Below are 13,829 nucleotides of genomic sequence, written 5' to 3' on the forward strand. Positions count from 1 at the left end.
AGGTCGGCGGAGGCTCCGGCCAAAGACCTCGGCGGCCTGACAGTCGAGCAGAGTCGCACTGAACGACGGCCCTCCAGCAACGATCGTCGCGTGAAAGTCGACCAGTCCAAGACATGAGGAACTCGCGATCCCTAGACCCGGCTCCTCGACAGGCGCTCGACGGCTTGGACCAGCGCGCGGGCTCGCTCTTCGAAGGAATGCTCCGACCGAACGCGGCCGGCCTGGCGGAGCAGCTCGTCTCGAGGAGGGCGGGCAGAAGGGTCGTCGAGAGCGGTACGGAGTTCCTCCCTGCTACCCACGATTCGGACGGCATCCCCGAAGAGTTCACCCATCCCCTCGACCGCATCGCTGACGACCCAGGCACCTGATGCGACGGCATCGAAGAGCCGATTCGAGATGAAGCCCTCCGCGGCCATGTCTGCCCAGTGATCGTTCAGCACGACGCGAGCCGAAGCGTAGTGCGTCCCCACCTCGTCAGGGCCAAGGGAGAGGCCCTTGATCCGTTCGGGAGCGACGAGGCCATCCCAACCCGGACCGAAGATGCTGAGATCGGCATCGACGTCATTCGCCCAACGCACGATGGGGCGATATGTCTTCCGAGTGGATCCAACGAAGAGGACATCGGATGCGGCCTCGTCGGTGCGAAGTTCGGGATCGAAGCGACGGACGTTCGTTGCCTGGAGAAGGGGCAGCACCTCCCGACCGTACTTGCGGGTCGCCAACTCCGCCCACGGTGCGCTAGCGGCGAAGACGAGATCGAATGCCGCGATCTCTTCGGCCGTGACGAGCTCTGGATGGCTGATCAGCCACAGGATGTTCGTCGCGCCGGGCTGCGGCGCGACCCTGTCCAGGCCCCTGAGCACAATCACGACGTCATCAAGATGGGCACTGCGTCGCCCGACTCCTTCCCTGCGATCCACGAAGGCGCGCTGGGAGTGGGATCGAAGCGCCGCAGCCAGATCTTCGGCGAAGAGCGTGTCACCCCACCGGTCACCACGTGGCCCAGCCGGGGCGGCGGTCTTGATGGCCCACCGCAGACAGGTGTCAGATGGATCCCTGACGATGATCGGCTGTCCGATCCGCGCCAGAGCACTGGACAGCACGCTGCTGGCCTGATAGCCGCGGATCTCCGCGCCGATCGACCGATACATTTCCTGATCGGGCTCAGGCAGGGTCGGCCCGAACTCGTTGAGCAAGCGCGCTGCCCCGACCTGGTCGATCGAGCGTTCCCACTTGTATCCAGGCCGGATTCGCAGGCGGGACTCGCTTACGAGCCCGGATCCGAATCCCATCTGCCGTAGTCTCAGGCAGAACTTCGAATCGCCATAACCATCCCCGTAGAGTACGTCGAATCCTCGTGCAGCGATGAAGGTACTCGCGCGCACGAGCATGGCGCGCCAGGAGACGGCCGCCACGCGTCTGGGAAGGGCCGCCGCTTCGGCATCCTCGACGGGGTGGCCGTCGAGGTTGTCCCACGGCAGGATGTGCGATCCACCGAAGGCGAGGCCGGCAGAGGCGACAGTCTCGTCGGCACCGATGATAAGGGGCTGCACCGCACCGAGCGTGTGGTCTCCGTCGAGATGTGAGACCAATGGTTCGAGCCAGTTCGATGATCCGGCCACGCCGAGGTCCACGAAGCAGACGAACTCGCCCGTCGTGTTGCCGAATGCGACATTCGCCTCCAACCCGAAACTGTGTCGCCTGAGTAGGGGAACAATGGTGACGCGAGGATTGGCCCCGAGGGCGGCGACGATCGAGGCCGAGACACCTCGACTCGCGCCCGACACGACAACGACGACCTCGATGTCCTTATCGGGGTTGGTCGCGAAGACGTCGCTCACGGCCTCGATCGTGCGCCAAGTGTCAGCGTTGGAACGAATGACAACGCTGATCCGCCCGTCGACCCGGGAAGCGCCCTCTACCCGCGGCCAATCACACAGGTACTTCTCGAGGACGGCCTTCTCCCACGTCCCGGCCTCAGTAGTGCTGATCCGGCCCTCGTTGCCGACGGCGTCGTCGTAGTGCACGCCGATGTACGGGAGGAACGTCGGAACTTCGTGCAGGCTCAGTTTCAAGACAAGGTCGTAGTCGACCCAACGACGCAGGCGGTCGTCGAATCCGCCCACCGCTCGCACCAATTCGGCGCTCGCGACCAGGGCGTTCAGATCGACGGAGTTACCTGCCTGGAGCAGCTGCTCATGGCCAAGGACCTGAGATCCCTGATAGAGGATGCGCGAGCTCCCGACATGGCGAAGAATCGCGGTGTGAACGACACGGTCGTTGTGGGAAGTCATCCACGCCATCGTGAGGGCGAGGAACTCCGGTGCCCACGCGTTATCGGAGTCTAGGAAGGCGATGTAGACGCCCTCGGCTGCGCTGATCGCGCGGTTCCGCGCCGCGGAAACCCCTGACGGCTCTTGGGTGAGGACTCGTATCCTGGGTTCGATGGCAGACCACTCGCGCAGCACATCCGGCGTCGAGTCGACAGACCCATCGTCGACGATGATCAGCTCCCAGTTCTCGTAGGTCTGGGCGAGCACAGACCGCACGGACTCATCCAGGCGGTGGGCGCGATCGCGCGCCGGCATGACGATCGAGACCATGGGCCTCTCGACTGCGCCTGAGAGGGCACCAACATGAGCACGCAGGAATTCGGATGATTGTTGGAGGTCAGAGGCGGCGGCCGGCCGCAGGCGCGGGCCACCGAACGCCTTCAGCCGTGCGTAGCGCCTGGCTTCCTCGATGAGAAGCTCGCGCTTCTCGTTGTAGCTTTCACTGGTCTCGACTTCCGCGATCCGCTCTGACGTCGGAGCCATTGTCGACTCCGTGGTTGCTGCGAGGAAGTGCTGGAGAGCGCCGAGAGACGAACGGATACCGCTGCCGGTCTCTCCCGCGTAACGTTTCGCATCAAAGAGGGGGCCGAGCTCGGCGAGTCCGATCGTGCCGTCGAACAGGAGTGTGTTGGCGGAAGCGACTCCCCTGTTGGCCGCCCGCCGGAACCATTCGTCTTCGATGAGAGGATTGACAGAAAGTCCTGCTTCCGCGCCCACGGAGACGAAATGTTGTGCCACATCGGCGTCCGATACGAACTGCCGCCCTGCTTGCGCTTCATAGTAGGTGCGATCGATGATGCGACTCGACAGCAGGGCGTGGATGAACTGCCGGCCCCGGACCGTCTCGGCTATGGTCGGCCACCGATCGAGCGAGGAGGCGAAACGCTCGAAGCTCTCGCGCACTGCGGGCTTCAGCTTCTCGGGAACCTTCACCAGTGACCGGACCCGTGTGACCACGCCAGATACATTCTTGTCGTCGATGTCCGACGCTCCCTTCATTCGATCCACCGGGATCTCGTCACGCGATTTCTCGCCCATCAGCGATCTCGTCCCATGATCGCGTTGATCCAGCGGTGGGAGTCGGTGAGCGTGCGATTGGCCTCGACGTACTCACGGGCGTTGACGGCCTGGCTCAGGTACACGGATCTGTCGCCGAGAGCCTCTGAGAGAGCTGCGTGCCAGTCCTCTTCGGTGCGCGCCAGACGGAGGCCGTGTGCAGCCATGGGCTTATAGGGTCCGACGTCGGAGGCGATGGTCGGCAGACCCAGCATGGTGTATTCGAGGAACTTCAAGTCACTCTTCTGGGCGTTGAACTCAGTGTCCTCTAGCGGCGCAACGGCGATATCCCAACGATGGCGGTTGTCCATGAGCCACGACACGAACTCCGGATAGTTGCCCCTTCCCGCCGGGATATCGAGACGTTCGAACCAGCCTTCGTCATGGTCTGCGATGCCGACGGTCTCCAGAGCGATCGGTCGCCCCTCAGCGATGAATCTCGCGAAGACCGGCCGAAGGAGGTCCAGATCGCCCGCGTGCGTCCAACTGCCCATGTAGAGGACTCGGAGCGACTCGTCGCTCGACTCGCGCACGAGCATCGGCCGGGGACGCGTCCAGAGTTCGGGATCGACCACGTTCGGAACCACGACGATGCTGCGATTGACCTCCCGGACGGACGTCGCCAATGTCGGGGTGCTGACGATCACCCTGTCGGCGAACTTCACCAGCCGCTTCATCGTCTCCAAGCGAACATGGTCGTACCCCTGGCTGACCAATCGGTCGACTGCTGCGTCTGTGAGGAGGTCGTCGTCGAGTTCCGCCACGAGGCGAGTCTTGGTACGCCGAACGGCGCGCAGGAACCCGTCGACCTTCCAGGGCTCGATCGCGTCGCGTTGCACGACGATGGCATCGAACTCGGCGGGACTTGTGCCAGCGATCACCTCGTCGACGTTGAGTTGGACCACCCACGCGTCGCCGTCTCGGAGCGCCTTGCGGGCTCTCCGCACGATTCGGATGTGCGCCGAACCCGGGTGCTTGCCGTCTTTTCCGTGTACTACATAGGCGATGCGAGGAATTGCGCTGCGTGAGTTCGTCATCAGTTTCCGTCGTGGCGTGAAGATTCACCCGACCCTATCATCGCCCTGCTCGACGGCCCGACCAAGCTCCCGGCCCGATCTCGATGAGTACAGATCAGGTCGAATGCAGGATCAGGATGGGTTTCCCGACGCCTGTCCTTCGAAAGCGCGCAGCTCCCTCGGACTGGCGCGGAAGCGATCGACGGGGACCGCCGCTTCGTGATCTTTCCAGAACGGCAGCGCTATAAAGGTGTCCCCCCCGACCGTCACCAACTGATGGTCGTGCAGGCGGAGCCCGCCTCGTTCGATGTACTCGAGAGCCCGTGCCCGGTCGTTGATTGAGATGAAGTGGAACAACACCTTGAACTCCGCCGGCACGTCCGACCAGAGGCTGAATTCGTCAGCTTCCTCCGCCATCTGATGAAGACCTCGTCGCACGACCTCCCATCCTGCATCGTCCAGTTCGCCGATATGGGACGCCGTGATGGCCAGGTCATTGGAGAGAAATTGGACGAGTCGCTGTTGCCAGACCCCGTGCGGCGCTTCATCGCGGTAGATGTGCAACGCCGCGGTCGCTGAGGAGAAACGATCTCGAAGATTGTCGATGGAACGATAGAGCTGGGTCATCGACGTTCCGTCGCGTCGGATTCGCCAGAGCACAGATGTACGCCCGAGAATGTCGAAGGCCCTGGCACGCGCAAAACCCGCCGCACTGACGATCTGGTCCTGGTAGAAGCCATCGACTGGGAAAACGAGCTGCGCCCGAGACCAGAATTCCCGCTTGTAGACCTTGGTCCACTGCACTGCGTTCACCATGATATCTGGCGCTGATTTCAGGGTAGCCCGGGAACGGGGAACAGCGTGGGCGTCCCGGATCCAGAAGGCAGGGGGTGTTCGCCTGCTCCCGGAGAGGCGCTCATACGATGCGACAGCGAAGTCCGAATCGGACGCGGCCAACGAAGCGACTGCGTCACGATAAGCCCCAGCGAGCAGCAGGTCGTCTCCGTCGACGAACGTCAGGTACTCGCCTGTTGCACGGGCTATACCCTCGTTCCGTGCTGCATTCGGCCCCGCCGACGTCGCCCGAGTCACGATCGACACACGGCGGTCGCGAGCACTCCACCGTTGGAGCCGCTGCGGGGTGTCATCGTCGGACGCATCGTCAACCGCGATTACCTGCAAGCGCCAATGGCTCTGGCCCAAGACGGATTCGAGGCAGGCGTCGATGTACGGTGCCACGTTGTGGACTGGAATCACGACGGATATGTACCCACGACCGTCAGAAGTTATCGGATCGCGACGTGCTGCGGCTCTCCCTCGCAGTCGCCGGAAGCGAACGAGTCCCGGACCGGCGATCACGCGAGCCACAGAGAGTGCTCGGGACCTCATGGCGTGCACGTGTACCTTTCGTCGACAGCCGGTGAGAAGACGTCGAGGCGAGTCCATCGCCTGAGCATCGTCAGTCCGAACCACGCCCGCGGCGGAGCCGACGTGCACCATCCTTGATCGCCCGCAACGGTCGAGTCACGCGCCAACTCGTGCTCGCTCTCATCTCTGCGACGCTAAGATCCAACTGCGAGACGAGAAAGGCGGCGCTGGCAGCATCCTCGCGAGCTACGTCTGCGGCTTCCCGCGCGGACTCCAGCTCGGCCACGAGGAGTCGGGATCGAGTCTCTGCCTCGGCGTTCATGGCCTCGGTGACAAGAAGCATGGACCGAAGCGATTGCATCTCCTGTTCCTTCTCCCGATCGGCGAGAGAAGCTGCATAGTCTCGCGCGACCCGGGCGCCCGCACCCTCGTAGATCGCGCGGATCATCGCAGGACTGGAATCGGCCACACGGAAGAACTCCGCCATCGCCGGCGATTGGTCCTGGCCCGTCGCCAAGACACCGAGCCCGTGTCCGTGCGAGAAATCGAAGGCTGGGTAGTCGGCGGAGAGTTCTTCCCAGAGGCGCCACACACCGAATCCCTCGCGACGCTCGGCGATGTCATGAAACAAGACGACGGACCGGGTAGACAGCTTCGGTCGCCAGGTCTCGAAATCGTGCCGCACGTCTTCGTATCCATGGCGACCATCTATATGAAGCAGGTCCACAGACTGGTCCTGAACTTCGCCGAGCGCCTCATCAAAGGTCCCCCGGAAGAGTCTCGAGAAACTCGAATAGGACGTGGTGTTCACGCTTTCGACGAGCTCGAATACGTCCTCGTCGTAAAACCCCGCGTGGTCGTCACCGAGCCAGGTGTCCACTGCAATTGCTCGGGTACTCAATCCTCGACGCACGATGTTCTCACAGAACTGGAAGTACGAGAAGCCATTGTGAGTCCCGAGCTCCACGAACAATCCGGGGTCGACCGCTCCCACGATCCACGCGGCGAATGGTGCGTGCTCGAGCCACGCCGACAGCACCAGATGACGCGGCGTCTCGAATGACTCGCGTGCAACGAGCGGCAGATCGGGTCTGACAGCATCTTCGGAATCATGATGGGCTTCTACCACCGCTGAACCTCCGATTCCACATCTGATACCTGTCTCGACAACGAGGAGGGTGCCGAGTACTGGGCGTTCTCATGCTAATCGCAGGAAACCCCCTTCCGGATCCGAAACCCGACAGGAGCACCCGCGAGCCGGTACGATCGCAATCGACATGACTGAAGTAGACCCTTCACACGCCCGCCAGTCCGAAACCGAGAACCTGCACACAGTCGCCATCATCCTCGCGGGTGGAGTGGGTAGTCGGGTTGGTCTGGGCATTCCGAAACAGCTCATCAAGGTAGCCGGCAAGGCGATCGTCGAGCACACACTCGAGACGTTCGACCACCACGCGGACGTCGACGAGATCATCGTCATGATGAATGGTGGAGCGATCGACGAGCTGCATGACCTTGCAACGAATCATCGCTTTCCGAAACTGTCACGGATTCTCCCGGGCGGGGCGACGAGGAATGAGTCCTCTCGGCTCGCGATCGAAGCACTCGGAGAGGGAGAGTGCAAGGTGCTCTTCCACGATGCAGTTCGCCCCTTCGTCGACGACAGGATCATCTCCGACTGTGTGGACGCACTCGATACCTTCGAAGCCGTCGACACAGCCATACCCTCGGCTGACACGATCATCGAAGTCAATGACGATCACGAGATCGTCGCCATCCCTGACAGAAATCTTCTCCGGCGCGGCCAGACGCCGCAGGCCTTCCGACTCAGCACCATTCGCGAGGCCTATCGACGGGCGAGCGACGACGACACATTCATCGCGAGCGACGATTGCGGCGTGGTCTTCCGATACTTGCCGGGAGTGACGATTCACGTTGTGGATGGCACTGCGCAAAACATGAAGGTGACCGAACCGATCGATGTTCACATCGCAGACAAGATCTTCCAGATGCAGTCGTCGAGTCTCAGCCATGAGATGACCCAGGGGCGCGCGCAAGACCTCTCTGGTCTACGCGTCGTCGTGTTCGGAGGCAGTTACGGGATCGGTCGTAGCGTCGTCGAACTATGTTCAGATGCCGGTGCAGTCGTGAGATCGTTCAGTCGTTCCACCACTTCGACGGACGTCCGTTCGCGTGATGACATCGCGAAGGCACTGTCGAGCGCCAGCGAGGAAATGGGTGGGATCGACGCCGTCGTCGTCACTGCAGGAATGCTCCAGATGACCTCCCTCGTCGACACCGACGATGTCGATATCACGATGACCATGGAGACCAACCTGCTCGGCCCGATCATGGTCGCGAAGGAATCGCACCGATACTTGGCGGAGACATCGGGGCAGCTGCTCCTCTTCACTTCCAGTTCGTACACACGCGGGCGGTCCGGCTACAGCGTCTACTCCTCGACCAAAGCGGGAGTCGTGAACCTCACGCAGGGCCTCGCCGAGGAGTGGGAGGGGGACGGGATACGAGTGAACTGCATCAATCCGCAGCGAACTCGCACGCCCCTCCGCCACGCAGCCTTCGGAGTGGAACCCGATGGCACCCTCCTCGAGCCAGAGGAAGTCGGCTCAGCAGTGACACATGTGCTGGCTGCGGATGCGACTGGGCAGATCGTGGAGATCCGAGTTAGCGATGCGCTTCTGGCTCGATGACCACCTTCGCTAGGGCCGGCTTTCCTGAGAACGCGCGTCGGCGAGAGCTTGAACGACGAGGTCGGTCAGCTCGGCGATGCGCAGGCTGTCTCGACGGGACTCGTCGACCTCGCGCTTGAGGTCGGCCACCGTCCTGCGGAGCTCGGCGACCTCCTCGCGGAAGGCGTGCACCTCCTCCATGGCGGCCATGGTCTCCGGCGACATCTTCCAGCCCATGCGGATCATGCGCTTCTTGGTTCTGTCTTTCATGATGTGGGTGCACCTCTTCTTCGCAGGATCGACTCGAGCACCACGCGCTCACCGTACGGCGTCTCGGCCGTCTCGGTGTGCAGCAGCTCGAGGTGGAGGTCGTTCTCCAGTGCCAGACGCATCTGATCGCGCAGCGGCACATGCCAGCTCATGGGGTCGACGGGGCTGAACCCCTCGGCCGAGTCGCCGAAGGCTGTCAGCCATCCGAGGGAATCCTGATGCATCGTCCGACGCATCAGCTCGAGAATCGTGAGCCTGTCGCTGTCGACCAGGCCGTCGAGCGAGTGGCGCAGGAAGAAGTTCACGGGCACTCCACCGGCGACGAGCTCCACGGTGAGGCCGAGGATGTCGCGCCGATCGGCGACGTTCAGCACCCGGAAGTCGACCTCGACTCCGGCATCCGTCGCCAGGGCCCGGGCCCGCTCGATGGCCGGCCAGACGAAATCGAACGCGATGACACGGTGACCGAGGGAGGCGAAGTAGCGTGCATCGGCCCCGTCGCCGCAGCCCACGTCGACGATGAGCGACGCGGGTGCGAGTCGCTCGGCGAATCGATGCGCCTGCTCGCTCTCGGGTTGCACCGTTCCTGCGGCCGCAGCGGCGTACTGGTCGAGCCAGAGGCTGCGGAACAGGCTGTGCTCACCGAACCAGCCGTAGAAGCGGCGCCGTGTCGCCTTGGGAGTTCGGAATCGGAAGGACGGGTCCGGTGTCCTCCACTCCGGGCCGTAGCAGGCGGCGAGCCACGCGTCGGGGTCGGCTGGGGCGGGCAGGTCCACTCCGGCGAAGGACACCGTGCCCAGCGGCATGATCGCCTCACGGGGGAGTTCGGCCTGCATGTGGATCGGCTCGAAGAACTCGCCGTCCTTGAAGAAGGCCGTGAAGATGTCGACGTAGTGGTCGGTCTCGCCGTTCGGCAGGCGGAACAGGATCTGCAGGTGCGCGCCGCTGTGCCTCAGCACCTCGAAGCCCTGAACACGCAGATCGCGTTCGATGGCATAGCTCTCGAGCACCAGGTCGGCGGGGTGGGAGTGCTCGCTCAGGTAGGCGAGATCGACGTCGTCGTCGTTCGGCAGGAACGTGCCGGAGCGGATGGCGCCGAGCAGGGTGCCGCCGACGATGAAGGTCGGCCTGCCCAGGTCCTCGACGGCGGTGATGACGCGCTGGGTGCTGGCGAGCACGCGCTCCTGGATGTCGCCCTCGGCATCGCCATCGAAGCTGGCGGACAGGCGCCCCCACTTGTTGACCGAGAGACGCCGACCTGAACTGTCGACGACGAGGATCGGGGCAGCCGAGGTGCCGAATCTGAGCCGCCGACGTGTGAGGGTCTCGCCGCTCTCGGAGTCGACGACGGTGAACTCGCTGGTGCCGTGCAACCGCGCCCGCAGGGCGTCCGGCCAGGCGAGGAGCAGGGTGCCCGGCCGACCGAACTCCTTGGCCTCCGCCGTCTTGGCCGACCAGACCCGCTGACCGTCGATGAGCACCGACACCGTCGAGTACCTTCCGACGTCGGCGAGGGACAACTGGATGCCGCGCTGGCCCAGACTCACGCCCACACGTCACCCCCACTCCATGATCGTTCAGTTGACAACTATAGGGCGGCACTTTGCAGCGCCTGCACCTCGTGGGTTCCCCCGCCCACCTGCGGGCCCCGGTGACGCGCTCCGACTAATCTGGGGGCATGGCATCAACGCGCAGCAGGTCACTCGTGCACCTGCTCGCGACCCTGACCGTGTTCACCGCCTTCGCCGGCCAGTTCTGGCGCAACCTGCTCGACTGGTGGGGCTTCGGGATCATCGCCGGGATCTGCATCCTGGGTGCCGCCGTCGCTCTCGCCGTGCTGCGGCCCCGCCTCGAGGGGCGCAGGGTTCCGAAGGCCCTTCTCGCCTTCGTGGGCCTGTGCACGCTGTCCATCGCGTGGTCGTTCTATCCGGCGGCCTCGCTGATCGGGGTGGGGATCCAGCTCGGCACGGCCGTCACCGGCGTCTTCCTCGCCCTGTGCCTCAGCTACGCGGAGCTCATCCGCGCCCTCGCGGCGGCCTTCCGTTGGATCCTCGTGCTGTCGCTCCTGTTCGAGGCCTGGGTGGCCATCGTCGTGCGGGGCCCCGTGCTGCCCTTCTGGGTGGACTACGGGGAGCCGCCCTACCCGAAGGCCTTCTACTGGTCGCGCGGGTTGCTGCTCGACGGCGGCCCCATCGAAGGCATCGTCGCCAACCGCAACCTGCTCGGGTTCATCGCCCTGCTCGCGCTCCTGGTCTTCGTCGTGCAGCTCGTCGAGGGCACCGTGCGACGTGGTTGGGCCATCTTCTGGGTCGTCGTGGCCGCCGTGGTGTTCGCCCTCACGCGCTCGACCACGGTGATCCTCGCCCTCGTCGTGGTCGCCGCCGCCCTCGGATTCGCGCTCTGGGCGCGATCACGAGGCGCCGAGCGCCGTCGACCCGTGTACCTGACCGCGGCGGCATCCGTCGTCGCCGTCGTCGTCCTGCTCATCACGCTCAACGGCGCTCTGCTGAAGCTGTTCGGCAAGAGCGAGGACCTCACGGGGCGCTTCGACATCTGGAACGCCGTGATCGGCCTGGCCCAGCAGCGGCCCGTGGCCGGATGGGGCTGGATGGGCTACTGGGCGCCATGGGTCGAACCGTTCGACGGCCTCGCCGTGCGCAAGGGCGTGACCTACCTCCAGGCCCACAACGCCTGGCTCGACGTCTGGCTGCAGGTCGGCATCATTGGACTCGTGATCTTCATCGCCCTCATCGGCTCGACGCTCTGGCGCAGCTGGTTCGCTGCGGTCGATCGCCCGCGCACCGGCATCTCCGACACCGATCCCTACACGGCGCGGTCGCTCCTGCCGCTGCTCATCCTCGCCGCCCTGCTCGCCCAGAGCCTCGCCGAGAGCCGCATCCTGTACGAGGGAGGGTGGATGCTCGTCGTCGCCCTCTGCATCATCACGAAGCGCGCCCAGTACTCCGCGGTCGAGGCTCCGGATGCGGCATCCGCCCCCGTCTCCTCCGACTCGGGACGGATGCGGTGAGTCGTGGCTGAGCGTCGGTCGCTGCTGCCGCCCGGCGGGCAGGCATTCCTCGGGTCCGCGGTGTTCGCGTCCGCTGTGACGACGGCCATCTTCCTGACGGCGTTCAGCACGCAGCTCCTCCGCTCGCTTCTCGGCTGGCCTGGGTTCCTCAGCATCATCGCCGGGCTCATCATCGCCGCGCTCGCCTCGCTCTGGTATCGCCGCACCCACCTCGAGTGGCACGGCACCCTGCCGATCTCGGTGGTCGTGTTCGTCGGCTGGGCCGTACTGTCGGTGTTCTGGTCCGACACGACGATCTCCACCGGTATGCGCCTGGTCTACCTGCTCAGCTTCGGCTTCCTGGGCTTCTACGTCGCCGTGCTGCGCGACACCATCCAGATCGTGCGGGCCGTCGGTGACGCACTGCGCATCCTGCTGGTGGTCTCCCTCGTGCTCGAGATCCTCTCGGGCGTCCTGATCGACCAGCCGATCAGGTTCCTGCGAATCGACGGCAACATCGCGACGCTCGGTCCCATCCAGGGTGTGTTCGGAACCCGCAACCAACTCGGCTTCATCGCCGTCATCGCGCTCATCACCTTCGCCATCGAGACCGCGACCAATTCCATCCCCCGCCGCGTCGGCCGCTGGTCGCTGCTGCTCGCCGCTGCGAGCCTGCTGTTGTCCCGGTCGCCCGTCGCCATCGGCGTCGTCGCCGTCGTCGCCGCAGCCACCCTCGCGCTCTTCGGACTGCGCCGGGTACCTGCGGCGTCACGCTGGATCTGGCAGATCGCTCTGGTGACAGGTCTGGCCGTGCTCGGCGTGATCGTGTGGATCGCCCGCCTGCGGGTGATCGAGCTGCTGAACGCGGGCAGCGAGTTCGAGGTGCGCTACAGGCTGTGGCGGTCGATGTTGAGCTACCAGAGCCAGGACGGGCTGCAGGGATGGGGCTGGGTGGGCACCTGGCCCGACACTCCCCCGTTCCTCTGGATGAACCTCGCCACAGGGCGCGACAACTCGACCGGACTCAACGCCTACCTCGACGTGTGGTTCCAACTGGGCCTCGTGGGCTTCTTCGCCTTCGTCGCCCTCGTGGGCCTCGCACTCGTGCGCTCCTGGCTGCTCGCGTCGGACAAGCGCAGCATCGTCTACGTCTGGCCGGCCCTCATCCTCGTCGCCCTCGCGTCGGTCTCCCTCGCCGAGAGTTCGACCCTGTTCGAGAGCGGATGGATGCTGCTCATCATCTGCGCGGTCAAGGCCTCACGCAGCATGAGCTGGCGCGACGCCCTCCCCAAGCGCGATCCCGTGCCGCTGGAGCCGTCGCCGAAGTAGGGTCCGGCTGATCTCGAGCGATGCCCGGGCGACATCGCCCGTGATCGAGTGGTGCGCGGCTCTGTCCCGTTGATCGAGTGCCCGACGACCTCCCGTTGATCGAGGAGAGCTCGACCAGCTCCCGTTGATCGAGGAGTGTCCTCCCGCCCCCTACCGTTGATCGAGTAGCGCCCGACGAAGTCGGACACGTATCGAGATCACGCCCACCCGCCCGGGTCTCCTCCACAGGCTCCGTCCATGGTCTCCCCATCCACAGGGTGTGGAAAAGAAACGCCCGATCAAATTGATATTCCGGCGGTTCTAGTGTCGGTGGGTGCTGCTTGAGTAGGAGTATGTCCAGTACCGCGACCCGAGCACTCGCGATCGACCTCGCGTCGCTCGATACCGCCTGGAACGACGCCCTTCCCGCTCTCGGGATTCCCGACACCGACCCGCAGGCCCAGGTGGAATCGATGAGCGGTCCTGGTCTGCTCACCGTGAATGATGTCCTCGCCCGGGCCGAACGCCATCTCGCCGCCATACGGGCGCGGGTCGCTGCCGAGATCGCGAACCGCTCCACCCCTGAGCTCGGCCGTGACGGGCTGGCGAAGCAGCAGGGGTATCGGTCTCCGGCCGCGCTCGTCGCTGCTGCATCCGGCGGGTCCACCGCTGAAGCGGCCCGACTCATTGCGGTGGGGGCGGCGACAGCATCCCGGCAGGCGTTCTCCGGGCAGCGGATGCCGCCCCGACACCCGCACGTCGCCGCCGCCATCAATACCGG

Annotated in this window: 10 protein-coding genes; 4 read left to right on the forward strand and 6 right to left on the reverse strand. The window is 64.6% G+C overall.

Annotated elements, in window-relative coordinates; genetic code table 11:
* Positions 1-131: 131 nt before the first annotated feature.
* The 4 genes from E4M00_RS14370 to E4M00_RS14385 form a co-directional block, all read right to left on the reverse strand.
* Positions 132-3,371: a glycosyltransferase gene (locus tag E4M00_RS14370; RefSeq protein WP_135121172.1), complete on the reverse strand. Its 3,240-nt coding sequence runs from the start codon at positions 3,369-3,371 to the stop codon at positions 132-134.
* The gene (locus tag E4M00_RS14375; protein ID WP_135121173.1) at positions 3,371-4,426 is read right to left on the reverse strand and encodes a glycosyltransferase family protein; all 1,056 of its coding nucleotides are present in this window, start codon (positions 4,424-4,426) and stop codon (positions 3,371-3,373) included. The genes E4M00_RS14370 and E4M00_RS14375 overlap by 1 nt, the downstream gene beginning before the upstream one ends.
* A gap of 111 nt (positions 4,427-4,537) precedes the next feature.
* Positions 4,538-5,905 (reverse strand): glycosyltransferase family 2 protein, encoded by a 1,368-nt coding sequence (locus E4M00_RS14380; RefSeq protein WP_135121174.1) that lies wholly within the window; start codon positions 5,903-5,905, stop codon positions 4,538-4,540.
* On the reverse strand, positions 5,865-6,902 hold the full coding sequence (locus E4M00_RS14385) for a class I SAM-dependent methyltransferase (RefSeq protein WP_167756908.1): 1,038 nt from the start codon (positions 6,900-6,902) through the stop codon (positions 5,865-5,867). Before E4M00_RS14385 ends, E4M00_RS14380 begins: the two co-directional genes overlap by 41 nt.
* A gap of 148 nt (positions 6,903-7,050) precedes the next feature.
* Between E4M00_RS14385 and E4M00_RS14390 the strand changes: the two genes are divergently transcribed.
* The gene (locus E4M00_RS14390; RefSeq protein ID WP_135121176.1) at positions 7,051-8,484 is read left to right on the forward strand and encodes a bifunctional cytidylyltransferase/SDR family oxidoreductase; all 1,434 of its coding nucleotides are present in this window, start codon (positions 7,051-7,053) and stop codon (positions 8,482-8,484) included.
* A 9-nt stretch (positions 8,485-8,493) separates the two neighbouring features.
* On the opposite strand, the gene E4M00_RS14395 is transcribed toward E4M00_RS14390, so the two are convergent.
* Complete coding sequence (locus tag E4M00_RS14395) at positions 8,494-8,733, reverse strand: DUF6752 domain-containing protein (RefSeq protein WP_135121177.1); 240 nt, start codon at positions 8,731-8,733, stop codon at positions 8,494-8,496.
* The gene (locus E4M00_RS14400; protein ID WP_135121178.1) at positions 8,730-10,286 is read right to left on the reverse strand and encodes a LicD family protein; all 1,557 of its coding nucleotides are present in this window, start codon (positions 10,284-10,286) and stop codon (positions 8,730-8,732) included. The genes E4M00_RS14395 and E4M00_RS14400 overlap by 4 nt, the downstream gene beginning before the upstream one ends.
* A 125-nt stretch (positions 10,287-10,411) precedes the next feature.
* On the opposite strand from E4M00_RS14400, the gene E4M00_RS14405 reads away from it, so the two are divergent.
* The 3 genes from E4M00_RS14405 to E4M00_RS14415 form a co-directional block, all read left to right on the forward strand.
* A complete protein-coding gene (locus tag E4M00_RS14405) occupies positions 10,412-11,761 on the forward strand; it encodes an O-antigen ligase family protein (RefSeq protein ID WP_135121179.1) in 1,350 nt (449 codons plus the stop codon).
* 3 nt (positions 11,762-11,764) lie between these two features.
* Positions 11,765-13,069, forward strand: coding sequence for an exopolysaccharide production protein (locus E4M00_RS14410; protein ID WP_135121180.1), 1,305 nt, complete (start codon positions 11,765-11,767; stop codon positions 13,067-13,069).
* 332 nt (positions 13,070-13,401) lie between these two features.
* Positions 13,402-13,829, forward strand: a 428-nt coding sequence (locus E4M00_RS14415; RefSeq protein ID WP_491044412.1) for an HAD family hydrolase, incomplete at its 3' end; no start/stop codon positions are given.

The organism is Orlajensenia leifsoniae (genome assembly GCF_004570845.1).
Lineage (GTDB): Bacteria > Actinomycetota > Actinomycetes > Actinomycetales > Microbacteriaceae > Orlajensenia > Orlajensenia leifsoniae.